The organism is Pseudomonas sp. LBUM1648 (genome assembly GCF_059716145.1).
The window spans coordinates 3,499,275-3,523,856 of the sequence record NZ_CP166808.1 but is presented as its reverse complement, the minus strand read 5'-3'; the positions used below and the strand labels follow the sequence as shown (position 1 = coordinate 3,523,856).

General features: G+C 56.8%; 18 protein-coding genes and 1 pseudogene. 8 read left to right on the top strand and 11 right to left on the bottom strand.

Annotated elements, in window-relative coordinates:
• Positions 1–38 precede the first annotated feature (38 nt).
• The 3 genes and pseudogenes from ACA043_RS15995 to ACA043_RS15985 all read right to left on the bottom strand — a co-directional run bounded on the left by ACA043_RS15995 (position 39) and on the right by ACA043_RS15985 (position 4,239).
• Complete coding sequence (locus tag ACA043_RS15995; RefSeq protein WP_497657382.1) at positions 39–2,150, bottom strand: acyltransferase family protein; 2,112 nt, start codon at positions 2,148–2,150, stop codon at positions 39–41.
• A 107-nt stretch (positions 2,151–2,257) separates the two neighbouring features.
• Positions 2,258–3,271 (bottom strand): annotated as a pseudogene (locus ACA043_RS15990) (aldo/keto reductase).
• Between the two features lie 68 nt (positions 3,272–3,339).
• Entirely contained in the window at positions 3,340–4,239 is a 900-nt protein-coding gene (locus ACA043_RS15985; protein ID WP_497657381.1) for a LysR family transcriptional regulator, read from the bottom strand.
• A 98-nt stretch (positions 4,240–4,337) separates the two neighbouring features.
• Between ACA043_RS15985 and ACA043_RS15980 the strand changes: the two genes are divergently transcribed.
• Entirely contained in the window at positions 4,338–4,694 is a 357-nt protein-coding gene (locus tag ACA043_RS15980) for a VOC family protein (protein ID WP_187679899.1), read from the top strand.
• 80 nt (positions 4,695–4,774) lie between these two features.
• On the opposite strand, the gene ACA043_RS15975 is transcribed toward ACA043_RS15980, so the two are convergent.
• Positions 4,775–6,085, bottom strand: a complete 1,311-nt coding sequence (locus ACA043_RS15975) for an MFS transporter (protein ID WP_401263913.1) — start codon at positions 6,083–6,085, stop codon at positions 4,775–4,777.
• 170 nt (positions 6,086–6,255) lie between these two features.
• Here ACA043_RS15975 and ACA043_RS15970 point away from each other — a divergent pair, with 170 nt between their 5' ends.
• From ACA043_RS15970 to ACA043_RS15955, 4 genes are all read left to right on the top strand, one after another.
• A complete protein-coding gene (locus tag ACA043_RS15970; RefSeq protein WP_497614138.1) occupies positions 6,256–7,377 on the top strand; it encodes a sugar diacid recognition domain-containing protein in 1,122 nt (373 codons plus the stop codon).
• 175 nt (positions 7,378–7,552) lie between these two features.
• Positions 7,553–8,692 (top strand): glycerate kinase, encoded by a 1,140-nt coding sequence (locus tag ACA043_RS15965; RefSeq protein ID WP_497657380.1) that lies wholly within the window; start codon positions 7,553–7,555, stop codon positions 8,690–8,692.
• Between the two features lie 217 nt (positions 8,693–8,909).
• A complete protein-coding gene (locus ACA043_RS15960; protein ID WP_187679895.1) occupies positions 8,910–10,535 on the top strand; it encodes a methyl-accepting chemotaxis protein in 1,626 nt (541 codons plus the stop codon).
• A 41-nt stretch (positions 10,536–10,576) separates the two neighbouring features.
• Positions 10,577–11,764, top strand: a complete 1,188-nt coding sequence (locus ACA043_RS15955) for a pyridoxal phosphate-dependent aminotransferase (protein ID WP_401263919.1) — start codon at positions 10,577–10,579, stop codon at positions 11,762–11,764.
• A 71-nt stretch (positions 11,765–11,835) separates the two neighbouring features.
• Here ACA043_RS15955 and ACA043_RS15950 read toward each other — a convergent pair whose 3' ends face one another.
• From ACA043_RS15950 to ACA043_RS15930, 5 genes are all read right to left on the bottom strand, one after another.
• Positions 11,836–12,813, bottom strand: coding sequence for a 2-hydroxyacid dehydrogenase (locus ACA043_RS15950; RefSeq protein ID WP_497657379.1), 978 nt, complete (start codon positions 12,811–12,813; stop codon positions 11,836–11,838).
• Positions 12,814–12,826: 13 nt separating this feature from the next.
• On the bottom strand, positions 12,827–14,125 hold the full coding sequence (locus ACA043_RS15945; protein WP_401263923.1) for an MFS transporter: 1,299 nt from the start codon (positions 14,123–14,125) through the stop codon (positions 12,827–12,829).
• Positions 14,126–14,180: 55 nt separating this feature from the next.
• Positions 14,181–15,200, bottom strand: coding sequence for a sugar kinase (locus ACA043_RS15940; protein WP_497657378.1), 1,020 nt, complete (start codon positions 15,198–15,200; stop codon positions 14,181–14,183).
• Positions 15,193–15,975, bottom strand: a complete 783-nt coding sequence (locus ACA043_RS15935) for a sugar phosphate isomerase/epimerase family protein (protein ID WP_497657377.1) — start codon at positions 15,973–15,975, stop codon at positions 15,193–15,195. The genes ACA043_RS15940 and ACA043_RS15935 overlap by 8 nt, the downstream gene beginning before the upstream one ends.
• 110 nt (positions 15,976–16,085) lie before the next feature.
• Entirely contained in the window at positions 16,086–17,111 is a 1,026-nt protein-coding gene (locus ACA043_RS15930) for a LacI family DNA-binding transcriptional regulator (RefSeq protein WP_401263928.1), read from the bottom strand.
• 230 nt (positions 17,112–17,341) lie between these two features.
• On the opposite strand from ACA043_RS15930, the gene ACA043_RS15925 reads away from it, so the two are divergent.
• The 3 genes from ACA043_RS15925 (at position 17,342) to ACA043_RS15915 (ending at position 22,870) form a co-directional block, all read left to right on the top strand.
• Positions 17,342–18,166, top strand: a complete 825-nt coding sequence (locus tag ACA043_RS15925; RefSeq protein ID WP_489879534.1) for a hypothetical protein — start codon at positions 17,342–17,344, stop codon at positions 18,164–18,166.
• Between the two features lie 150 nt (positions 18,167–18,316).
• Positions 18,317–20,326: a hypothetical protein gene (locus ACA043_RS15920; RefSeq protein ID WP_497657376.1), complete on the top strand. Its 2,010-nt coding sequence runs from the start codon at positions 18,317–18,319 to the stop codon at positions 20,324–20,326.
• A gap of 144 nt (positions 20,327–20,470) precedes the next feature.
• Positions 20,471–22,870, top strand: coding sequence for an autotransporter outer membrane beta-barrel domain-containing protein (locus ACA043_RS15915; protein ID WP_497657375.1), 2,400 nt, complete (start codon positions 20,471–20,473; stop codon positions 22,868–22,870).
• 63 nt (positions 22,871–22,933) lie between these two features.
• Here the strand turns inward: ACA043_RS15915 and ACA043_RS15910 are convergent, their stop codons facing one another.
• Together ACA043_RS15910 and ACA043_RS15905 are read right to left on the bottom strand one after the other, a co-directional pair.
• The gene (locus ACA043_RS15910; protein WP_489879537.1) at positions 22,934–23,395 is read right to left on the bottom strand and encodes a hypothetical protein; all 462 of its coding nucleotides are present in this window, start codon (positions 23,393–23,395) and stop codon (positions 22,934–22,936) included.
• A gap of 379 nt (positions 23,396–23,774) precedes the next feature.
• Positions 23,775–24,416 (bottom strand): DUF1345 domain-containing protein, encoded by a 642-nt coding sequence (locus tag ACA043_RS15905; RefSeq protein ID WP_497657374.1) that lies wholly within the window; start codon positions 24,414–24,416, stop codon positions 23,775–23,777.
• Positions 24,417–24,582 lie beyond the last annotated feature (166 nt).

The following is a 24,582-nucleotide window of genomic DNA, read 5'->3' as shown; positions in this document are numbered from 1 at the left end:
CTCATTATTTGCCACACACACACAAGCGTAGTCAGTTTTTACGGCCTGGCCTTCAGCGGATTGCCATAGCGCTTGAGGTACATCTCCCCGAACCGGTAAGAGGCGTAGTCAGTCACGTGGCCGATGTCACGGTAGACCGGCAAACCGTCGACCATCGTCACGCAAGTGCCGTCTTTGCACTGCGTGCTTTTCGGATCGATCACAATCAACGTCGGATATTCGGCCGTCAGGTCATTGAAGAGTTTTTCCAGCACGGGGTCTTTATCGCCTGCCCATGGCACCGTAGCGCAGAGACGGCTTTGCTCGGTACTCCCCATCAAACCCCGCAACTTGACCTGTTTTAACAGACACTCGTTGATACCCGGCGGCATTGGCAGGGTGTTCTCCAAAAAGACTGGGGTAGCTCCCGATTTGACGATGATATCCAGGGCTTCGCGGATCGCCACGCCCAGGCGCTGTTGCGACAGTTCATAACTGCGCGGGTCATCCAGTTTGGTGACGATGGCATCGGTGAGATAGGCCTCCCAGAACTGGCCAACAATCACATACTGAAAATGCTTCTTCGCGATCATGGCGTAGTAGCGCTGGGCGGCATCGTGGCACTTTTGATAAAGCGCGTTCTTGTATTTGTTCCAGTTGTACAAATAGATTCCGGGCAGCGCCAGACATGCCGGGTAACCTTGAACAAGAACTGAAAGATTGGCATCCGTCGCCAATGTTTCAACAAAGCCCCAGTAGTGATTTGAAAACGAATCCCCCATCAGTAGTACTTGCGGCGCTGTCTGCGCGCTGCCAATCAAGCAGCCGGGATCGGCACCATCGCTGACACCCAGGCAACCCTCACGGCTCACCGGAACAGCCGCTTTCAAACCGTTGAACAGGTTGGTGTAGCCTTCGTTGAAGCGGTTCGGCCAACCCTCGTGTCTATCGCTGGCTGAGTGGAGGATCGACAGGCAGATGGCGGGCAAAATCATCAGCACTACCAGGGTTTTGGTAAAACCAGCCCGGGCTTTTCGATATCTGTTTTCAATCAGCAAAAAGGACAGCCAGGCAACCACGAAGGTGGAGACGAAGTAGACGACCGTCATCATCGGCGTGAGGGCGATGCCCAAGTAAGTCATCACCGCCAGAATCGGCCAGTGCCACAGGTACAGGGAGTAAGAGAGCGTGCCAATAAACACGAGAGGTTTGAACGCCAGCAATTTTGACGTGATGCTGGCGTCGCCTATGCCCTGAAAGAGCAGCGCTGCGGTGGCGAGACACACGGCAATGGCGTAGTAGTCCGGAAAACCCGACACGATATCTACCCGGGTAGCGCAGTAGATAATAGTGGCAAGTGAGAGCGCACAGAGCAGGGACGCGCTGAGGCGATTGAGTCTGAACCTGTCCGTGCTGAAGATCACGGCACAGGAGCCGATCATCAATTCAAAGATTCGCGCGGTGAAGAAGTAATAGTTCTTTTCGGGGTGCGCGTAAGACAGATACAACGCGAGTGCCATTGCCGCCACGGTCAAAGCGAAGACCACCGCTTTGAAGGCTTTTTTCGCCACATAACGGTTGATCAACCACATCCCCAGTGGCAGAACCAAATACCACTGCCATTCGATAGCCAGCGACCAGGTGTGCAACAGCGGCAGGCTTGCCGCATCGGGCGTGGCATAACCCGTTGTCACTTTGGAAAAGTACTGGTTGGAGATGATTAACGATGTGTACTTTTCGCTTTTCAGAAAGTCGACATAGTCATCGGGCAGGTACAGCAGCGTTGTGACGATCAGTGTCGCTACCAGCAACGCGATGACGGCAGGTTGCAATCGCCAGATCCGACGCGTGTAAAACCCGGAAAAAGTGAATGTGCCGTTGTTCAGCGACTTCAGGATGATCGAGGTCGTCAAATACCCCGAAATCACGAAGAAGATATCGACGCCAATAAAACCGGAGGGGAAAAGCGCCAGTCCGCCGTGAAAAATCAGTACGAGCAGAACAGCGATTGCGCGAAGTCCATCAACATCAGCGCGGTAATTAATGGAGGGCGTGCGATCCCCGGCAGTTACGGCCGCAACGGGCTGACGCCACTGCTTTTTCTCGCCGAGTAGATTAAACAGCAGCCCACGCAAAGACTTTTTTGATACCTCAACGGGGCGATTGAACATGATTAATCCCTGGCGATGTCCGAACGATCACTGATTCCGTTTGATCGTGCTCGATTCAATGAAAAAACAGCCGATTGTATCGGCTGTTGCAGGGATAGGGAAAAATCTTAAGCCCGGTGCGGTTTGCGACCCGACACAAAATGGCTTACATCGTTGAACCCCGGTGTCGAGGCATGGCCTGGTGTCACCAGCGAATCGATAAACGCTTCATCCTCCGCCGTGATCTTCACCGATTGCGCCTTGGTGTACGCGTCCCACTGCGCTTCGGTACGAGGCCCGACGATTGCCGACGTGACTGCGCTGTTGTTCAACACCCAGGCAATCGCAAACTCGACGATGCCGACGCCACGGCCCTCAGTGTATTGCTGAATCTGCTGGGCAATGCGCAGCGACTCCACCCGCCATTCGGTTTCCAGAATGCGTTTGTCCTGACGCCCGGCACGGCTGTTGGCGTCTGGCGTTACGTCTGGCGCGTATTTGCCGCTGAGTACGCCTCGGGCGAGTGGGCTGTAAGGCACCACACCCAGACCATACGTCTGCGCAGCGGTAATCTGCTCGGTCTCGGCCTGACGGTTGACGATGTTGTACAGAGGCTGGCTGATCACCGGGCGATCAATGCCAAGTTTGTCGGCGATGCGAATCACCTCGGCGATCCGCCAGCCACGATAGTTCGACAGGCCCCAGTAACGAATCTTGCCTTGACGAATCAGGTCGCCGATCGCCGAGATCGTCACTTCCAGTGGCGTGTTGTGGTCTTCGCGGTGCAGGTAATAGATGTCGAGGTAATCAGTGCCGAGCCGAGTCAGGCTGGCATCGAGTCCGTTGAAGATATGTTAGCGGCTTAAACCGCTGCGGTTTGGTACGCCGTCCACCGGGCCGAATCCCACCTTGGTCGCCAAGACCCATTCATGGCGATTGCCGGCAATCGCTTCGCCGACGATCTCTTCCGAGCGACCATTGGTGTACACGTCAGCGGTATCAATGAAGTTGATGCCCTGATCCCAGGCCTTGTCGATGATGCGCAATGACTCCTCGGTGCTGGTCTGTTCGCCAAACATCATCGTGCCGAGGGTGAGGGTGGACACCTGCAACCCCGAGTGGCCCAGTGTGCGATAGCTCATGCCAAAATCCTTTTGTCGGTGGGAATGCCTTAATCAAATACCAGAAGCGTGCGACGCGGCAAAGTGAATTATCGGCCCAAGCCTCGGCAGCGTGCCTGCAAAAACGCCTGCAACACACGGACCCGTTCCGATACCTGCACCCGATGTGGGCAGAGTAAATTGAACGGCACACTTTCACCTTCCCAGTCATCGAACAAGGTCATCAGTCGCCCGGCACGCACGTCTTCGGCGACATCGAGCCAGGCTTTGTAAGCGATGCCATGCCCGGCCAGTGCCCAACGGCGGGCGACTTCGCCGTCGTCGCTGAGATAGTCGCCATGGACTTCGACTTCAAGCGTTTCGTCGTCGCGACTGAAACGCCAGGTGTTGTAAGGCCGACCATTGCGTAAGTAGAGCAGGGCACTGTGCTTCGTTAATTCGCTCGGGTTTTGCGGTGTGCCATGACGGGCTAAATAGGCTGGACTGGCGCAAGCCACGCGACGATGCTCAGGCAGGATCGGCAACGCCACCAGCGTCGAATCGCTCGGTACGCCGAAGCGCAGCGCCACGTCCACGGTTTCACGAAACAGATCGGCATGGCGGTCGTTCAGCAGCAGTTGCAACTGAACGTGCGGATGTTCGCGTTTGAAATCATCCAGCCACGGCAACAACACATTGCGCCCGAAGTCCGACGGTGCCGCCAGTTGCAGTACGCCGCTCAGGCCTTCGGTTTGACGCTTGAGCGCCTGCTCACCCTCGGCCAGTGTTGCGAGGGCAAGGCGCACACTTTCCAGATAGCGCCGGCCTTCTTCAGTCAGGCGCATGCTCCGGGTGGAGCGCGCCAGCAGGCGGATGCCGAGGCGGGTTTCAAGACGCTTCAAGGCGATGCTGGCGGCGGCCGGTGTCAGCTCCAATGCGCGGGCGGCGGCGGAAATGCTCCCGGAGTCGGCGACGCGGACGAAGATCTCCAGATCGAGAATCGAGCTCATTGGTAAAAATCCTTTAAAGATCTTTGCGTTTTAGCGGGATTTTTCCGTGATTGGCAAGTGTGGATACTGCAATCAGTGAATAACCGCAGGAGATGAGCATGACGTGGACATTCGATCATCTGGCTTTCAACACCGCTGACGGCCAGACGTTGCAGGACAATTTCGCGGCATTGCTGGGGCTGGCGCCGGGGCGCCGGCCGCCGTTTCCGTTTCCCGGCCGCTGGCTGTATCAGGACGCGCACGCCGTGGTGCATGTGATCGAGCAGCCAACTTTCGATGATACTGAACTCAGCCACATTGCGTTTCGCACCGATGAGCCGGCGGAAACTGTGTTGCGGCGGGTGCGTGAGAGTGGATTGCCGTACCAGTTGGCGCAAGTGCCGGGCGAGGGGATCTGGCAGATCTTTGTGCAGATGCCGGGTGGATTAGTAATTGAGTTGGATGCGTTTTCCTGACAGCAAAAGATCGCAGCCTTCGGTAGCTCCTACACCGACTGTAGGAACTGCCGCAGGCTGCGATCGTTTGATCTTCTAAATCAAACCCGCAACGTCCGCGTCATCCGCAACGCCAGCAGGCTCCCGCCGACAATCACACCCGCCAGCAGATACAACGCCGCATCGGTCGACCCGGTGCTGTCCTTGACCCAACCCACCAGATACGGGCTGAGGAACCCGGCCATCTGCCCCATCGAGTTGATCAACGCCAGACCACCCGCTGCTGCGCCTGCACTGAGCATCGCCGTCGGCACCGGCCAGAACATCGGCAGGCCGGTGAGGGCGCCCATGGTCGCAATGGTCAAACCGAGAATCGCAATCGCCGGGTTGGCCGCAAAGTTCACCGCAATCACCAGACCAATCGCACCCATCAGCATCGGCACCACCAAATGCCAGCGACGTTCTTGGCGCAGGTCTGCCGAACGCCCGACCACCAGCATGAACACCGCCGCCAGCAGGTAAGGAATCGCACTCAACCAGCCGATGACCAGGTTATCGCTGAAACCGAGGTTCTTGATGATCGACGGCAGCCAGAAGTTGATCGCGTACACGCCGCTCTGGATGCAAAAGTAGATCAAGCCAAACGCCCAGATCGCCGGGTTCTTGAATACCGCCAGCAGTGAATCAGATGTGGTTTTTGGCTTGTTCGCCAAGTCTTCGGCCTGATCCGCTTCGAGCACGGCGCGCTCGTGTGGGGTCAGCCATTTGGCGTTGGCGAAGCTGTCGCTCAGCAGGAAATACGCCAGCGCACCCAGTATCACGGTCGGAATGCCTTGCAGCAGGAACATCCACTGCCAGCCGGCCAAACCGCCCTGGCCCGCCGCGAAATGGTTGAGAATCCAGCCGGAAAACGGGCTGCCGAGCAAACCGGACACCGGGATCGCCGACATGAACAACGCCATGATCCGGCCACGGCGGAACGTCGGGAACCACTGCGAGAGATACAGCACAACGCCCGGGAAGAACCCGGCTTCGGCAGCACCGGTGAACAGGCGCAGGGTGTAGAACTCGGTGGGGGTGGTGACGAACAACAGGCAGGTCGACAGCGTGCCCCAAGTGATCATCATCAGCGCGATCCAGCGCCGCGGACCGAATTTGGTCAGCGCCAGATTGCTCGGTACGCCGCACAGCACGTAACCGATGAAGAAAATACCGGCACCGAGGCCGTAGACGGTTTCGCTGAATTTCAGCGCGTCGAGCATCTGCAGTTTGGCAAATCCAACGTTTACCCGGTCGAGGTAGTTGAACAGATAGCAGATGAAGATGAAGGGGATTAAACGCAGGGTGATGCGTTTATAAACGGCGTTTTTACCGTCATCGATGGTCTGGGTAGCTGCGGCGCTCTGCGACATAGCGGCTCTCTCTTTATTATGATTTTTTGCGATGCAAAGGGTAACGTTGATCGCCCTGAGAGTCTCGGCCACCTTTGGCCGGATTGTCTTTGTGCCTGAGCACAGGGTTTGCCGCCAAGCCCTGTGCGCGTGAACAACCGTCCGCCCCGTTTTTAAGGATCTTGCCCACCATGTTCGAACTCGATCACGACCTCGCGCAGGACATCGTCGACCGGGCCATGGCTATTTTGCCGTACAACGTCAACGTCATGGACAGCCAGGGGCTGATCCTCGGCAGCGGCGAACCGGAGCGGATCAACACCCGACATGAAGGCGCGCAACTGGTATTGGCCAACGGTCGGGTGGTCGAAATCGACGCGCCGACAGCCCAGCATTTGAAAGGCGTGCAGCCGGGGATCAACCTGCCGTTGCTGCTTGATCAGCGTCTGATCGGCGTGCTTGGCATCACCGGTGAACCGGAACAACTGCGCACCTACGCCGAACTGGTGCGCATGACGGCGGAAATGTTGGTAGGTCAGCGCAATCAGCAGGCCGAGCAGCAATGGCGGCGTCAACGTTGTGATGATCTGCTGGCGCTGCTGTTAAGCGAGGCGGGAGATTCACCACGGCTGGTCGATGAAGCGCAGCAACTCGGTCTCAAACCGCAATTGACGCGGATCCCGTATTTGCTCGAATTGGGGCCGGAACATGGCCCGGGGCAAACCGTCGAGGCGCTGAGTGCCTGGCTGATGTCACGCTATCCGGACAGTTGGTGCGTGAGCTCGGCAAAGTCGTCGCTGCTGTGGTGTCGGCCGGCGAGCCACAACGTCGAGCATGATCGCTTGCTGGAGAAGCTCGACGGCCTGGGCTGGAACGTCCTGCGCATTGCAGTGGGTGGGCAGGCGGACGGGTTGAGCGGGTTGCGTCGTTGTTATCGCCGGGTGGGCGATCTGCTTGCCTATGGCCGCGAGGTATTGCCGCATTCACGTCTGTTGACCCTCAATCGCTATCGCTTGCCGGTGATGCTCTGGCGGCATCGCAACGACGATGCGCTCGATGAACTGCTCAAGCCTCTGCGCAAGGTGATCGCCAAGGACAGCAACGGCCAGTTGCTGGCGACGTTGCGCAGTTGGTGCGATCACGATGGGCAGAGTCAGGCGTGTGCCGATGCACTGGGGATTCATCGCAATAGCCTGCGCTATCGGATGGAAAGGATTGCCGAGATCAGTGGGGTGGATCCGTTGAGGCTGGAAGGGATGTTGGCGCTGTATCTTGGGGTGCAATTGCTGCCGCAAACTGATCCCTCTGCATGAGGTGTGTTTGAAGACGCCATCGCTGGCTTGCCAGCGATGGCGCCGGGACATTCAGCATCCACTCCAGGGCTTTTGTAGAAATGAACAATAAACGCCTGCGCCCATTGTGCAGCGGACCGGCGTCAATGCGCAGACCGACTGGCAGCATGATGAGCATTGGAACTGGAGAATTCGCATGAAGATCGTCATCGCCCCCGATTCGTTCAAGGACAGCCTGAGTGCCCAAGGCGTCGCCGAGGCCATTGCTCTGGGCCTGGCGCAAATCTGGCCGCAGGCCACACTCATCAAATGCCCGATGGCTGACGGCGGCGAAGGCACGGTCGAATCGATTCTCGCCGCGTGCGAAGGCGAGTTGCGCCGCACCCGCGTGCGTGGCCCGTTGGGTTCAGCGGTTGACGCCGCTTGGGGCTGGTTGCCGCATAACCACACCGCGATCATTGAAATGGCTGAGGCCAGCGGCTTGCAATTGGTGCCGCCGGGGCAGCGCGATGCGTGCATCAGCAGCACCTTCGGCACCGGCGAACTGATTCGCGCAGCGCTGGATGCCGGGGCACAACGGGTAATTCTGGCGATCGGCGGCAGTGCCACCAATGATGGGGGCGCCGGAGCCATGCAGGCGTTGGGGGTGAAGTTGCTGGACGCACAAGGTCAGGCATTGGTGCCCGGCGGCCTGGCGCTGGCGCAATTGGCGCGTCTGGACTTGAGCGAACTGGACCTGCGTCTGGCTCAGGTGCGTTTCGATATCGCCGCCGACGTTAACAACCCGCTGTGCGGCCCACACGGTGCCTCGGCGATTTTTGGTCCGCAGAAAGGTGCATCGCCGACACAAGTGCAGCAACTTGATCAAGCGTTGGGGCATTTCGCCGAACTGAGCGCGCAAGCCTTGGGTAAAGATGTTCGCGATGAACCCGGCAGCGGTGCGGCGGGTGGCTTGGGTTTTGCCGCCAAGGCATTTCTCGGTGCGCAGTTTCAGGCCGGGGTCGAGGTGGTCGCCGAGTTGGTCGGGTTGGCCGAGGCGATCAAAGGCGCGGATCTGGTGATTACCGGCGAAGGACGGTTCGATGCGCAGACGTTACGCGGCAAAACCCCGTTCGGCGTGGCGCGGATTGCCAAACAACACAACGTCCCGGTGATTGTCATCGCGGGGACATTGGGCGAGGGTTATCAGGAGCTGTACGCTCATGGCATTGATGCCGCGTTCGCCGTGACCAGCGGGCCGATGACGCTGGAGCAGGCTTGCGCGCAAGCGCCGCTTCTGCTGCGCGAGCGAGCGTGTGACATCGCTCGAGTCTGGCGACTCTCCACCAAACCCTGACCAACCTCCTGCACGGGGCGTGCGCGCGGTGTTTCAATGGTGTAACACCCAGAAAAATATTTGCTCTTTACACGCAACCTTCCTAAAGCCTGGCCGATACAGCCAATAGGCGCGCACAAGAATCCCAAAAACAGTGACGCCGGACTGAAGCCCGCCCCCCACGGGTCAGTGATCACGGCATGGACGCTCGTAGTTTCTATCTTCCGAGAGTCCAACTATGTCCTTGCGTAACCTGAATATCGCGCCCCGTGCCTTCCTCGGTTTTGCCTTTATTGCCCTGCTGGTAGTCGTGCTCGGCGTGTTCGCCGTGAACCGCATGACGATCATCCGTCAGGCGTCAGTCGAGATGGACTCGACGCAGTTACCCAGCGTGACCCAGCTTGCCATCGTCACGGAAAACGTCCTGCGTCTGCGCATCCTGTCGTTCCGGGTTCTGGTGAACCGCGACCCGGCCGCCCTGCAAGAAGCACAAACCCGCATCGGTGTTCTGGTGGACAAGGTTCGCAGCGGCCAGGCCAAGTACGCCGCGCTGCCGGCCGGCCCGGAAGAGCGCGCGATTTACCAGACGTTCGCGACGACGCTGGACAACTACCTGCAAGCGCAAAACCAGATGCTGGAGCTGTCGCGTCAGGACAAAGTTGACGAGATGCGTACCCTGATCAACACGCGGATCAAGGACGGCACCGACCAGATGGGTGAGCAACTCAACAAGCTCATCGCGATCAACGCTGCCGATGCGAAAACTGCTTCCAATAAGGCTGGCGAACATTACGACAGCGCCATCACCGGTATCGTCATCGTCGCCGTGGTTGCTGCGCTGGCCACCGTGTTGCTGGCGCTCTTGCTGACTCGCAGCATCGTCACGCCGCTGAACCGTGCCGTCGAGGCTGCGCGGACCATTGCCGACGGCAACCTGACCAAACTCATCGAAGTCGACGGCAAGGACGAGCCTGCCCGTTTGCTCGAAGCCCTCGCGGCGATGCAAACCAACCTGCGCAAAACCATCGAGCAGATCGCCGGTTCCGCCACGCAACTGGGCGCCGCCGCCGAAGAGCTCAGCGCGGTGACAGAAGAAGCGTCCCGTGGCCTGCAACAGCAGAACAATGAAATCGAACAAGCCGCCACTGCCGTCAACGAGATGACCGCTGCCGTGGAAGAAGTGGCGCGTAACGCCGTGTCGACCTCCGAAGCCTCCAATCAGTCGACCCACGCCGCCCGTGAAGGCCGCGATCAAGTGGTGAAAACCGTCGACGCGATCCAGACCATGACCCACGACGTGCAGAACACCGCGCAAATGATCGAAGGTCTTGCCACGCAAGGTCGTGACATCGGTAAGGTGCTCGACGTTATCCGCGCCATCGCCGAACAGACCAACCTGCTGGCGCTCAACGCCGCCATTGAAGCGGCCCGTGCCGGTGAGGCCGGACGTGGTTTTGCCGTGGTGGCTGATGAGGTGCGGGCACTGGCACATCGCACCGCGCAGTCGACTCAAGAGATTGAGAAGATGGTCGCCGGCATCCAGAACGGCACCGGTGAAGCGGTTTCCTCGATGCAGCAAAGCAACCAGCGCACCCAGTCCACCCTGGAAATGGCCCGCGCCGCTGGCGTGGCACTGGAGCAGATCACCCAGTCGATCCACCAGATCAACGAACGCAACCTGGTCATCGCCAGCGCTTCCGAAGAGCAGGCGCAGGTGTCTCGCGAAGTCGACCGCAACTTGGTGAACATTCGCGATCTGGCCACGCAATCGGCAGCAGGCGCCAACCAGACCAGCGCAGCAACCCACGAACTGTCGCGTCTGGCGGTCGACTTGAATGCCATGGTGGCGCGTTTCGTGATTTGAGATAGGGTGAAGGCTGGAGACTGCGCAATCAGGAGACGTACATGCGCTATTCAGCCTTGACCCAACGAATCGCCGGCGAGGGAGCAGCGGCCTGGCAGATTCATGACCGAGCGCTGGAGTTACGCGCCGAGGGTGTCGATATTCTGCTGCTGAGCGTGGGTGATCCTGATTTCGACACACCGCTGCCGATTGTCCACGGCGCCATCGACAGCCTGCTGGCGGGCGATACACATTATTCCGACGTGCGCGGTCGCTTGGCCCTGCGCCAGTTGATTGCCGCTCGCCATCGCCGACGCAGTGGCCAGGTGGTCGACGCCGACCATGTGATTGTCATGCCCGGCGCACAATGCGCGGTGTATTCAGTGGCGCAATGCCTGCTGGATCCGGGCGACGAAGTGATCGTCGCCGAGCCGATGTACGTCACCTACGAAGGCGTGTTCGGCGCTTGCGGTGCGACCGTGGTGCCAGTGCCGGTGCGTCCGGAAAACGGCTTTCGTGTCGATCCCACGGATGTCGCCGCACGCATCACCCCGAAAACCCGCGCCATGCTGCTCAACAGTCCGAACAATCCCTGCGGCGCGAGCCTGTCGCTGCTGATCTGGCAGGAACTGGCGGCGTTGTGCATTCACCACGACTTGTGGCTGATCAGCGACGAGGTCTATAGCGAGCTGCTTTATGAAGGCGAGCACATCAGCCCGGCTAGTCTGCCCGGCATGGCCGAGCGGACGGCAACGATCAACAGCCTGTCGAAATCCCATGCGATGACCGGCTGGCGTATCGGCTGGATGATCGGGCCAAAATCCTTGGCCGAACATCTGGTCAATCTGTCATTGAGCATGTTGTTCGGGCTGCCGGACTTTGTGCAGAAAGCGGCGCAGGTGGCGCTGGAAAGCGATTTGCCGGAAGTGACGCAGATGCGCGAGGAATATCGTCTACGGCGGGATCTGGTGTGCGAGCGCTTGCGTGGTTGCCCGGGGTTGCAGCCGATCCGCCCGGATGGCGGGATGTTCGTGATGGTCGATGTGCGCCAGACCGGGCTCGGTGCCCAGGCGTTTGCCGAACGATTGCTGGAAGGTTATGGCGTTTCGGTGCTGGCCGGTGAAGCGTTCGGGCCGAGTGCGGCGGGGCATATTCGCATCGGGTTGGTGGTGGATCGGGTGAAACTGGCAGATGCCTGTGCGCGGATTGCGTTGTGTGCGGCGCAGCTGTTGCAGGCGCGCAGTGCCTGACAATCTTGAACTGCCCGCACAGGCCTCATCGCTGACTTGCCAGCGATGAGGCCCATTAGGCACAGGAGATCTCAACCCAGCCAGGCATCCCGGTTCACCAGATTCAAAGGCTTCTCCCCAGCCAAAGCCGCCAGCAGATTCTCCACCGCGCAGCGCGCCATCGCCTCGCGCGTTTCATGCGTCGCCGACCCCATATGCGGCGTCGCCACCACATTGTTGAGCTGCAACAACGGCGAGTCATGATTCAACGGCTCACGCTCGAACACATCCAGCCCCGCCGCGCGAATCCGGTTGTGACGCAGCGCATCGATCATCGCCGCCTCGTCCACCACCTTGCCCCGCGAGATGTTGATGAAGATGCTTTCCGGGCGCATCAACGCAAACTGCTCGGCGCCGATCAGGCCTTCAGTCTGTGCCGTCAGTGGCAAGGTCAGGCAAATGAAATCGGCCTGCTGCAACAGATCCTCCAGGCTGCGGTATTGCGCGTCGAAGCGTTCCTCAACCGCCGGTTTGCGCGACTGGCTGTGGTAAATCACCGGCATGCCGAAGCCGAAATGCCCGCGCTGCGCCAACGCCTCGCCAATCCGGCCCATGCCGATAATCCCTAGCGTCTTGCCATGCACATCGGTGCCGAAATGCGCCGGGCCGATGTTGCGGTGCCACTGGCCGCTGCGCACCATGTTGGCCAGTTCCACCACACGCCGGGCGGCGGCGAGGATCAGCGCGAAACCGGTGTCGGCCGTGGTTTCGGTGAGTACGTCGGGGGTGTTGGTCAGCAGGATCTTGCGGCGGGTCAGGTAGTCGATATCGTAGTTGTCGACGCCCACTGACACGCTGGCAATGGCCTCCAGTTGCGGTGCCAGATCCAGCAACGCAGCGTCGAGTTTCAAACTGGCACCGAGCAAACCGTGGGCGCGGGGCAGGGCATCGCGCAGTTGCATCAGGCCTTGGGCGTCGAGGCTTTCGATCAGCGTCACATCAAACTGTTCTTGCAGGCGCGCCATCAGCGCGGGCGAGAGTTTCTTGTAAAGAACGACCTGTTTTTTCATGGCAAAAATCTCTTCAGGAATGAGCCGGCACGGGACGCGTGGCCACGGCTTTGGCCACGACGCGATCACTGGCGCCGGGCTTGAGGAAAATCGTCAGCACCACCGACAGCAGCAACGCGCCGCTCATCAGCAGGTAGGAGGAACCGGGCGAACCGGTGGAGCTGTTCAGGTAACCCACCAGATATGAACCGCCGAACGAACCGAGTGCGCCCATGCTGTTGATCAGCGCCATCGCGCCGCCGGCGACGTTGGCCGGGAGAATCTCCGGAACGATCGCGAAGAACGGCCCGTAGGGCGCGTACATGCAGGCGCCGGCAATCACCAGCAACGTGTACGACCACCAGAAATGTTCCGCGCCCAGTGCGTAGGAACCGTAGAAAGCAATCGAGGCGATCAGCAGCGGCGGCCAGACGAAGCGTTTGCGTTTTTGCAGTTTGTCCGAGCCCCACGACACGAGGAGCATGCCAATCACCGCCGCCAGATACGGCAGCGCCGACAGCCAGCCGGCCTCGATCATGTCCATTTGCGCGCCGGCCTTGAGGATCGACGGCAGCCACAGCACAAAGCCGTAAACGCCAATGCTCCAGCAGAAGAACTGCAACGCCAGGATGATCACCTTCGGCGAGCGAAACGCTTCGGCGTAGTTCTTCACCGCTTTGATCCCGACCTGTTCGGCGGCCAGAGCGCTTTCCAGGTCCTGCTTTTCCTGGTCGTTTAGCCACTTGGCCTGGGCTGGACGATCATCGGCCAGACGCCACCAGATAAACGCCCAGAGCACCGCCGGCAGACCTTCGATGATGAACATCCAGCGCCAGCTGAAATGCTGCACCAGATAACCCGAGACCACCGACATCCACAGCATCGTCACCGGATTACCGAGGATCAGGAAGGTGTTGGCCCGCGAGCGTTCGGCACGGGTGAACCAGTGGCACAGATAGACCAGCATCGCCGGCATCACGGCGGCTTCGACCACGCCGAGCATGAAGCGGATAACGATCAGCCAATAGGCGTTGGAGACCACGCCGGTCAACGTGGCGAGCCCGCCCCAGAGGATCAGGCTGACAAAAATCAGTTTCTTCACGCTGTGCTTTTGCGCGTAGATCGCCCCCGGCACCTGGAAGAAAAAGTAGCCGAGGAAGAACAGCGCACCGAGCAATGAAGACAGGCCCGGGGTGATCATCAAATCTTCGGCCATGCCGGAGGCGGCGGCGAAGCCGTAGTTGGCGCGATCGAGATACGCCAGGCTGTAGGTGATAAACACGATCGGCATGATGTACCACCAGCGGCGGGCGGCGAGGGTTGCGGTTTTCATGGTGTTGCTCCTGAGCTTGTTGTTTTTGTCGCAGCAGGTTCAAATTTTTCGCTGACTAGGCTGGCCTCTTCGCGAGCAGGCTCGCTCCCACAAGGGAATGCATTTCAAACGTGGGAGCGAGCCTGCTCGCGAAGGCAGACTCAAATTCAACCGATAACTCCAGGCGGGTCGGCAAACCCTCCATATCCCCGCGACTCTGCACCGCCCGACTGCCAATCCAGTTCGCACGCTGCACCGCCTCGGCAAAACTCTGGTGTTCGAGCAGGGCACTGATCATCCCCACCGCAAAGCCGTCACCGGCACCCACCGTGTCGACGACATGGGCCACTGGCACCCCGGCGACAAAGCCCTGATCCAGATGCGTGCGGTAATAGGCACCCTGTGGGCCAAGTTTGATCGCCACCGCTTCGGCGCCTTGATCGAGATAAAACGCGGCAATGTCCGCCGGATCTTCAAAACCGGTGAGCAAGCGACCTTCGCTCAACCCCGGCAACACCCAATGGGCGAGGGCGGCGAGGCGGTTGATCTCAGTAATCATTTCGCGTTCGCTGGCCCACAGGCTCGGGCGCAGATTGGGGTCGAACGACACGCTACGCCCGGCATTGCGCATGCGGCTCATCAGCTCGAACGACATTTCCCGCGCTGACGCCGACAGCGCTGGCGGAATGCCCGTGGCATGAAGATGCCGGGCGCTCAGCAGGCTTTCGGTGATTGAGCGTGGTGACAGATGACTGGCCGCCGAGCCGCGACGGAAATATTCGACTTGTGGATCACTGCCATCGTCGGTGCGCGACTTGAACTGGAAACCGGTGGGGTGCGCTGTGTCGACATCGACATGGCTGCAATCGAGACCCTCTTTGGCCAGTGTCTCGACCACGAAGCGACCCAGCGAATCGGCACCCACCCGGCTCAGCCAGGCCACATTGAAGCCGAGCCGCGAAAGGCCGATCGCAACGTTGCTGTCGGCGCCGGCAATGCGTTTATGAAAGTGCTCGACCGCCGCCAGATCACCGCATTGCTCGGCCACCAGCATCGCCATGGTTTCGCCAAACGACAGAATATCGATCTCAGACATGGGCAGGCTCCAGACGCGATTGGCCGAGACGGGCGAGGGTGGCGACGTGTGCTGTGGTCAACTCGACCAGATCATCACCCTGCAACGGATACTCGGCCGCGCGCATAACGCCTTGGGCCATGTGCCGCAAGAGTTGTTCCCACAGATGCAAATCGCTGACAGCAGGCGGCACGGCTACCAGTTTGCCGTCGGCACGCCGGGCCACGGCCTTGCAGTGCACGTAGCTGACGTGGCGACCGAGCAGGCGTGCGGCGCTGGTGGCGGACTGGTCTTGCCACTGCCAGTTGCCGATATCGAACGTCATTTTGATTGGCAGGTTGTGCTGTTCGACGGCGGTGAAGAAACGCTGAAAAGGTTCGATCCGCCCGCCGTGCAGGGTCTGGTCGTTCTCCACCAGTAATTGCACTGGGCTGTTATTGAGCCGTTGCTTGAGGACTGACAGATCACAGTTGTCGGTGAAGTAGCCGAGGGAGACTTTCAGCCACTTCGAACCGAACGCCTCGGCGTGCTGCAGGGCGGTGATCAACTCGGGATTGGGTTGTGCCTGGCCGGCGAGCCACAGTTCGGTCGGTGAGGAATAGATGCTTTGCAATCCAAGCGCGGCGGTGGCGGCACTCAAATGCGCGGGCACTTCACGGGTCAGCAATTCCTCGCGCCACTCGATGCGATCGGCACCGGCGGCGGCTAGCACGTCAATAAAAAAGTCTTGCCCGCGTTGACGCACAAGCTCGGCGCCGTAGCTGGACAGGCTGATGGAAACGGCAGGTTTATTCATTGTTTTTTTACCTCTGAAACCGGTTTCATTTTTGTTCAAAAAAATATCAGTGAGTGATGTGCTTTTCTTTCGGCCCTCTTCGCGAGTGCTCGCGAAGAGGGCCGGCAAATTCACCGCAAATTCCCGAGGGTCGAACCGCGTTCAACCAACACAGGCGCAAAATCCAGCACCCGCGCCTCGCCAGCATCCCCACGCAAGCGCTTGAGCAAACACTCAAACGCCCGCGCACCAATCGCCTCCGTCGGTTGGGCAAGCGCCGTAATCCCGCTGCCCACCAACGGATACCAATCCAGATCATCCAGGGCAATCAGCCCGACATCCTCGAACAGCCGACAGCCGATCTCACGCAATGCGCGAGTGCTGGTCAGCGCCGCCACGCCATTGGCGCAGAACAGTGCCTTTGGCCCATTTGCAGGTTTGTTTAGAAAATTCTGCAGACCAGTCGCCAGCTCATCGCCGGTCTCCAGTACCGCGCCAGTCAACCCGGAGCGCTGCGCAATCTGTGCCTGAAAACTGCTGACCCGCTCGATCCGCGAACTGGTCCCGTCATAGGGCTCGGTCACCAGCAACACATCGCGATAACCGCGCTGTTCAAGATGGGCGAGGGCCATCTCCACTGCCTGCGGGTTGTTCAGCCCGACCATGTCGCTGTCGAGTCCGTCGACTTTGCGGTCCACCAACACCAGCGGCATTTCGCGATGCAGTTCATGCAGTTCGTCACGGTGATGGCCGAGGGTGTTAACGATCAGCCCTTCGATGTTGTACGAACGCAGCAGCGCCAGGTGCTGGCGTTCCTGTTCGTCATCGCGGTCGGTGTTGCACACCACCAGGCTGTAGCCGTGCGCACGGCAGGCGGTTTCCACCCCGTGCATCACGGCAATCGAATAAGGGTTACGGATATCGGCCACCAGCATGCCGATCAGGCGAGTGCGACCGCGTTTAAGGCCACGGGCCATCTGGTTCGGGCGATAGCCGAGTGCGCTGATCGCTTGCTCGATGCGCAAGGCAATGGCGTCGGAGAGCAGGGCGCGGTCATCGCCGATGAAGCGCGACACGCTGGCCTTGGAAACACCGGCGCGTTCGGCGACATCTAGCATGGTGACGCGGCTGCGTTGGGCGGCAGAGAAATCGTTCAAGGGATTGACCTTATTTTTGTAGGAAACGCCTGAAACCGGTTTCAGAAGACACGATAAACCTCACTCCCGTCAACCCACTCTCGCGCAGAATTCCCTCTAACTCCCGACAGACGGTCGCATTACCTGTCAGATATGACAGTAGGCAGTTGGAGTGAATCGGCGCTCAATATCTGAAAGCGTCATTCAACAAGAATATGCGCTGAGACCACCTCACAGAGCGAGAATCCGCGATGCCAGAGCCTAATGAACACGTCACCGCTGCAGGTTTGAAAATTGACGGTGTAAGCGAGAGCGATTCGGAAGGCCGTGTACCTTTGGAGCAACTGATTAATGGGACGATCATCAGAGTTCCCAGGTGGGATCGTTTCCCTGATCGACCCGGACGGTTTTCGATCCTTCATATCTTCTGGAAACAGAACAATGTTGAGAAGGAAATATATACCGAGACATACACCGAAGTAGATGACCAGCCAGAGTTTACTTTTCCATTGACGCCCCAACAAATGAGGGAGGATGGGGTCGCTTTTATCTATTATATCCTTGAAGGCTATGATGGGAACGATGATCCTTCTCCTATAAAGAAGCTGACAATTGATCACGCTTTGGCACCAACTCTTAAGGCGCCCGGTTTTCCGGACGCAAATATATCGGGATATATTGGATGTACTCCTGAATATCCGGACAGTCCGCCTGTTTGGGAGTGCATCAGATTAAAAATTTCGGCGGAACTCGTTTTTCGAGAGTTTGACGAGTTTGTCCTTGAGTGGCAGGGCTTCCCGAATCTCAACATCGAACCGCCCCCGCTAACCCAGTTGTTTCGGTTAACCAAAACATTGAGTTTAACGGACGCGAGAGATGGGTTTTTCTTTGAAATACCTTTTGAGCCCTATGTAAGGCCGATGTTTAACAAGCACTCGGGGGCGGCGCAATACACGATAGTTAGAAATGGTGTGCCGTTTGCAAGGTCTTTTAAAGAATATGTGAAGATAGATCGAACTACCAATGGTGAACCCATTCCCTGCGGTGGATTTCCGTTGGGATATGAAGAAGTTTGAAGTTTTCCTGCGTTTTGCGGTGCCGTTGTGTTTCATAAACAGGTAGCCAGTCGCCCGGTGAGAGTGTTGACGTACTTTTTATGCCGTTTCGTCAAACTTCGTAACATGCCGGGATTGATTTGGCTTGGATGTTTTATTCGGAGAAAAAAGATGACTATCCAAGAGAAAATCGGTAAAGGAAAGAAACTAACAGCCCAAGAAGTATCAGCGAATTCTCGTTTGGCGTTGCGTACGTCCACCGTTAACGTAGGCCTTCTCGCTGATGCACCCGTCATTGTGGGGCAGATTGTAGACAATCTGATTCCAAAATCGATTCTAGACCCAGGACCGATGATAGTCAGATTCGACACTAAAACAATTACGCTTCCTCACGATAACGATGAATGGGAACTTTGGCAGCGCAAAGGACCGTCCGGGACTGAAACGATAGTTGACTCTGATGTTTTTGGGCCTATAGCCACTCGCCCTGAATTTTTAGACATCCCGGTACCTACAGCAGGGCTTGTTGATGATGATGTGACGAAGATTTCGACAACTTATCAATTTCAGTTTACGCATTTCAGAGGTATAGATGGCAATCCGGACGATACCGGGTGGGTGACGGCGGAGATTGATCGCACTGCGCCTGAAGAGGATAAAGCTTCCGGTACTAAGTACAAGCCGGAGGCATTTACCTTCTTGAACTTGCCAGCGCCCAGATTGATTGATGATGAGTGGCTAAAGAATAACTCGCAACTTTCTTTGAGTGTCAATATTGGCTATGAGTTTTATCGCCCTGATGATGTGATTGATGTCTATATCGACACAAATTATGGGGCGGGTACACCTGTCCATAGTCAGCCGCTGACCTCGGCCACTGTGAATATTCCACAAGCCCAACTTCCAAAACTCGATTCACTTTACTTTATCTGGTACGTATTGCGCGATGTAGTGGGTAATGAAAGTGCTCCCGCTCTTTCCGGATCGTTTAATGTTCGGCGCCTTCCGCCCCCTTCTTTGATTCCTTGTGTAATTCCCAAGGGCATTTCGCCGGATGTCATCGACCTTGAAGATATTGAAGGTCCTGTTTTTGTGAATGTGCCGTATACCACCAATGGTAATGAGAATGACCGCATTATCACATCGGTCACCAATGGTACATTGCCGATCTCACTGGGCACTCAACCCTTGGGCACAGCGCCAAGAACACTTCAGTTCCAGATTACTACCAGTAGATTGTTGGCGCTTTGGGGCAACGCTACAGCGGAAGTTCCGATTATCGCCAATTACAAGTTTTCACGTGGCCTTGAACCGTTGATTGACTCAGTCGATACGGATTCCGCTCTGGACTTTACCTACCGAGGCCCTGTCAATCCGGTCTTCCCTAGTAGGGAAAACCCAAATATGACGAAGGTCACCGTTCTAGGGGATTCTCTAACACCTAATCATATTACTGCGGATGACCGAGGTAAAAATGCGGACATCAGCACACCAATGATTACTGCTCCCGTAGTATGGGTGCCACTAGGGGACGAAACTGCAAAACTCTGGTTCAATGGCACTGCTGTATCTACCCAGTTGCTGACTGCCGGTTCAACAACACCAATAACCTTTTCGATGCTTCCTGCTGTTATTGACGCAGCGGGCCCAGGTACAAAAATCGCTTACTGGACGATTGAGGAAACGGGTGGACGCAATGTAATGAAGTCACCTGATACTGAGGTGATTATTGACAATGTTCGGGTTACGCTGCCCCCACCATCAGTTCGATTGTATAACTTGTTGGTATCATGCCGGTACTTGACTCGCCCCGCTTATGAGTTGCCAGTGACAGTTCCGATTGATCCGACTCATATGCCGACAGGCACGTCCGTAACATTAAAATCGGTAGGCACAGAGGACTTACTAGGCCTCAAAGAAATTCCAGGTACTGAGTTCAGCAAGACTTACACTATTACCGGCACTGAAACAGGTGGTGTGTTTATAGATAATATCCAGCCATATTTGACGAAGTTGAAGCCCATTCAACCGCCACGCAGCTCCGGTCTTCCGAATGGATATATCAAGATCTGGTATGAGGTCACCATTTCTGGTGCGCCGACACCGTCGTTGGTATTCCTTAATGAGGTTTCCTTGCTCAACGATAGCGGAAACTACTGTGACGCAACGCTAACCAATTAAATCTGACTGAGCATTTACCGGGGGAGCACGCTCTCCCGGTATTTTTCCCATTGCAGTAGGTAAGACTTCCCTGTTGAGTCTCGGATTATTCCTACATACCAGGGTTACGCTTAGTTGTAGTGTGCCGGCGTTAATGAGCGACATATGGTCGCTCACCCATTTCACTTCCTCGTTTCTCCAAGAGCGAAAAAAGCGGAAAACTCTATTATGTGGACAAAAAAAAATCTCTCCCGAACGATGATGGCGAGAAGGTGGGCGGATGGGTCCTCGGTGTGTCTTTTTTCATTGTTGATGTCTCAGACCGCTAACGCCGGAACATTGGTGGGCGGCACCCAAACGATTACGAATGGCTCCAACGTTGAGGGCTGGACGCTTTCTCAAAACGCCACTTTGAATGTCGATGGAGCTCAAACACTCGCTATCACCGCGTTTCAATCAACGTTGAACGCTGATGGTGCGCAGACTCAACAGATCTCTGTTAACCAGGGTTCGACAGTCAATCTCGTCAACACTACCGTCGTGGGAGGCAACGCACGCGCGGGTCTTGAACTGACCAACAGCACTGCGTCTATCAGTGGCAGTACCATCAGTGGTAATCGGTTAGGTTTGCAGGTGGCGCATTTGGTTGGCTCAACTACGGGGTCGAGTGCCGCGCTATCGGATAGCAATGTCACTGGTGTAACCGGCGGTGCGCGCGTAACGGCTTTCAGCACGCTTGAGTTAGACAATTCGACGCTGGAGGGCACGGGGGCGGGCAGCAATGGCCTCACTTTGCTCAGCGGGACTGCGTCCGCGGTAAACGGCTCACACATTGTCGGCGCGCAAAGCGGCGTGACATTGGGCCTGGAGGGGACGGAATTAACGGCCAGTCAATTGCGACTGGATCAATCGAGTGTCGAAGGCAAAAACGGCTCTGCTATCGTTGTTGACAATGCTGGTAATGCGGTGCCGGTTTCTCGAATTGATGTACTCAATGGATCAACACTGACCAGTAGCAATGGAACAATTTTGGACGTGAAGGGCTCGGGCGACGCTGTGTTTAACGTCGAACGCAGTGATCTGACAGGCAATCTCCAAGTGTCGGACAACAGCCGCGCAACATTGAGCTTTACCCAGGCTTCGCTCATTGGAGATGTGAGCGCAGATACCGGCAGCACAGCAACTATCTCGCTTCAGCAAGGTTCGCAATTAAGTGGTGTAATGAGTAATGTTGCCACAGTTGGAATTGATGCCACCTCCAGATGGAATCTGACAGGTACCAGCCAGGTTGGTGACTTGGTGTTGAGCGGTGGCACGGTGAAACTGGGGGCTGATAACGAATACTTCCAGTTGAACGTTCATAATCTGTCCGGTAGCGGTTTGTTTGAGATGGGAACCAACTTCACGACAAACCAGACAGATTTTCTGAATGTCACCGGTACGGCCACCGGTGACCATCAATTGCTGATTGCCAGCACCGGCACCGAACCAGCCAGCGGCGAGCCAATTCAGGTTGTCCACACCGAAAGCGGAGATGCCCGATTTTCGTTGGCCAATGCTGAGGGCCAAGTCGATCTTGGGGCATATTCCTATGGACTGAAACAGGGCGGAACCGGCAACGACTGGTTTCTTGACCCTGAGACTCGCACGATAAGTCCTTCCACACGTGCAGTGACGGCACTGTTCAATACGGCTCCCACTGTTTGGTACGGCGAATTGACGTCGTTGCGCAGTCGTATGGGCGAACTTCGATTCAATCCGGACAAATCAGGCGTGTGGCTCAGAGCTTATGGCAACAAGTACAACGTCAACGATGCTTTTGGTGATGGATATCGACAAACCCAGCAAGGTTTTACGCTCGGTGCCGATGCTCCTCTGCATCTGGGTGACGGGCAATGGCTATTGGGTGTGATGGCTGGCCATAGTTCATCAGATCTGAATCTGCATCGTGGCACGTCCGGCACGATTAAAAGTTACTACGTGGGCACATATCTGACGTGGATGGATGACGTAAGTGGCTACTATGTTGACAGCGTGCTTAAACTCAATCGGTTCCAGAACGATGCCAAGGTCGGTATGACTGACGGCAATCGATCCAAAGGCGATTACGACAACACGGGGATCGGTGGTTCTGTGGAAGTGGGTCGACATATCAAACTGGAAGAAGGTTATTTCATTGAACCTTTTACTCAATGGTCCGCCGTAGGTATTCAAGGTAAAGATTACAAGCTGGACAATGGATTGCAGGCTGAAGGTGATCTCACCCGCTCTTTGCTTGGCAAGGTCGGGGTGACCGCTGGGCGTGATGTGCAGTTGAAGGGTGGGACGAAGTTACAACCTTATGTTCGCGGAGCATTCGCCCATGAGTTTTCATCGAACAACAAAGTCGAAGTCAACAATAATGTGTTCAATAATAACCTCTCTGGCTCAAGGGCTGAGGTCGGGGCGGGCATCGCGATTAATCTTTCGGAACGCTGGCAGGCGCACGCGGAAATTGAGTATATGAGTGGTAAAAATATTGAAATGCCAATGGGTGCCACTTTAGGTGTGCAATTCAAATGGTAGTCAACTGTGTCGTGTAATTAGATGTAAAAGGGCCTGGGTCAAATACCAAGGCCCTTTTTTACTTTATCGAACAAGCGCTGGGCTGGAACGACTGAGTATCGTATCGAAGTGAGCTCTACACAGGTACTGTCCGGAGCCATCAGATTTGTCTATGTCGGCGTTGAATGAGCCCTTCAACGTCATTTCTTTAAGATCCAGTGTATATTGGATCGTACCTGTTCTAGCTTGTTGAAGGGTTGGATTGTCAATATCTTCATAGTTATTGTAGAAAAGCGAAACCTCATCATCACCGTCGGTGATTTTGCCGATATTACTTTCAATGTCTTTCGAGAAGGAGATGGTGAATGTTTTTGCACTGTCGTCTCTTCGGTCAGTGGCGATGACAACCCAGATGTCGCCCCGCCCCGGGGTTGACGAACTCCTGAGCTCAGTAAGCGTTGCGACAAAGTTTTTGCCATCTTCCAGGTTAGCGCTGAAGGTTTCCTCCAGAGTCGAGGCGCAAGCATTCAAGGCGGTATTGCTCATGATTAAACTCTCCATATTTGTGACAGGGAAGTCCAGGCCGCATCTTTCGATGTGAGTTGCTTGGATGTTTCATATAAGACCAATGCCCTGCTTTTGTACACTGTCAGATATAGCAGCTATACAAGGTGTGGAATATGTGTTGGAGGTTTTAGCGTCGATGGCTGTCTTGTATGGCGAGCAAAGCATTTACACGTAACTTTATAACCAGATGTACTGACGGTCCCATCGTCATTCATATAAAGGCTAATATTGGATTTAAATCTTCAGGGTATGAGGATGTGCATTCGTGCATTTCAGGAGCGCTGATACCGCAGCTGTATGTCAGGGGCATCCAAACGGCGCCGGACTTGCGCGGCTGGCTGGTTGGTCGTGGTGACTGTCAGCCAAACAAACCCGCCGCGATGTTGATTGAAAACCCCAGAATCGCCGTATTGAACACAAAACCGATCAACGATTGCGCCAGCACGATCTTGCGCATGTCCCGTGTCGCAACGCCGACATCAGCCGTCTGCACGGCCACGCCGATGGTGAACGAAAAGTACAGAAAGTCCCAGTAGTTAGGCGTTGTCAGACCCTCCGCAAAGCGCAATGCCGGTTCCTTGCCGTCCCAGGTGTAATACAACCTTGCGTAATGCACGCAGAAAATTACCCCGATCAGCAACCATGAGCCGATGACGGTCAATGCGGTGAAACCGTAGTGCATGAGCTTGCGGGTGGTTTCCAGATCCTTGCTGCCGGCCAGTTCGAAGGTGATGGTGGCGAGGCTCGCCAGTGCCGCAATGCACACCACGAACAAAACCAGCCCGGCGTTTTCGTCTTCGACTTCGGCGATGCGTTTGACGTCCGGTGCCCTGGCGCGGGCGGTGAGCCAGAACATCAGGATCAGATACGTCCAGACGCCCGCGTTCCAGCCGATCAGGATTTTGCTGACGATGGAGTCGGCGGGGGCCAGAAGACCTGTGGCGAGACCAAGCAGGGCGGCGGCAGAGAGGCGAGGGTGGGTGCGGGCGAGAAAGCGCATGGAGGCTCACATCAGTGATCGATCCCTGCACCATAGCGCACGCCACCGGGCTTTTGTAGGAGCTACCGCAGGCTACGATCTTTTGGCCTTGGGACGCAGAGCATCCCCAGCGTCGTTCCCACGCAGAGCGTGGGAACGATCAGATCGCAACCTGCGGCAGCTCATA

Excerpts from the sequence above, each read along its gene's own strand:
- ACA043_RS15995 (WP_497657382.1), bottom strand. The coding sequence starts at position 2,150 with ATGTTCAATCGCCCCGTTGAGGTATCAAAAAAGTCTTTGCGTGGGCTG.
- ACA043_RS15985 (WP_497657381.1), bottom strand. The coding sequence starts at position 4,239 with ATGAGCTCGATTCTCGATCTGGAGATCTTCGTCCGCGTCGCCGACTCC.
- ACA043_RS15980 (WP_187679899.1), top strand. The coding sequence starts at position 4,338 with ATGACGTGGACATTCGATCATCTGGCTTTCAACACCGCTGACGGCCAG.
- ACA043_RS15975 (WP_401263913.1), bottom strand. The coding sequence starts at position 6,085 with ATGTCGCAGAGCGCCGCAGCTACCCAGACCATCGATGACGGTAAAAAC.
- ACA043_RS15970 (WP_497614138.1), top strand. The coding sequence starts at position 6,256 with ATGTTCGAACTCGATCACGACCTCGCGCAGGACATCGTCGACCGGGCC.
- ACA043_RS15965 (WP_497657380.1), top strand. The coding sequence starts at position 7,553 with ATGAAGATCGTCATCGCCCCCGATTCGTTCAAGGACAGCCTGAGTGCC.
- ACA043_RS15960 (WP_187679895.1), top strand. The coding sequence starts at position 8,910 with ATGTCCTTGCGTAACCTGAATATCGCGCCCCGTGCCTTCCTCGGTTTT.
- ACA043_RS15955 (WP_401263919.1), top strand. The coding sequence starts at position 10,577 with ATGCGCTATTCAGCCTTGACCCAACGAATCGCCGGCGAGGGAGCAGCG.
- ACA043_RS15950 (WP_497657379.1), bottom strand. The coding sequence starts at position 12,813 with ATGAAAAAACAGGTCGTTCTTTACAAGAAACTCTCGCCCGCGCTGATG.
- ACA043_RS15945 (WP_401263923.1), bottom strand. The coding sequence starts at position 14,125 with ATGAAAACCGCAACCCTCGCCGCCCGCCGCTGGTGGTACATCATGCCG.
- ACA043_RS15940 (WP_497657378.1), bottom strand. The coding sequence starts at position 15,200 with ATGTCTGAGATCGATATTCTGTCGTTTGGCGAAACCATGGCGATGCTG.
- ACA043_RS15935 (WP_497657377.1), bottom strand. The coding sequence starts at position 15,975 with ATGAATAAACCTGCCGTTTCCATCAGCCTGTCCAGCTACGGCGCCGAG.
- ACA043_RS15925 (WP_489879534.1), top strand. The coding sequence starts at position 17,342 with ATGCCAGAGCCTAATGAACACGTCACCGCTGCAGGTTTGAAAATTGAC.
- ACA043_RS15920 (WP_497657376.1), top strand. The coding sequence starts at position 18,317 with ATGACTATCCAAGAGAAAATCGGTAAAGGAAAGAAACTAACAGCCCAA.
- ACA043_RS15915 (WP_497657375.1), top strand. The coding sequence starts at position 20,471 with ATGGTCGCTCACCCATTTCACTTCCTCGTTTCTCCAAGAGCGAAAAAA.
- ACA043_RS15910 (WP_489879537.1), bottom strand. The coding sequence starts at position 23,395 with ATGAGCAATACCGCCTTGAATGCTTGCGCCTCGACTCTGGAGGAAACC.
- ACA043_RS15905 (WP_497657374.1), bottom strand. The coding sequence starts at position 24,416 with ATGCGCTTTCTCGCCCGCACCCACCCTCGCCTCTCTGCCGCCGCCCTG.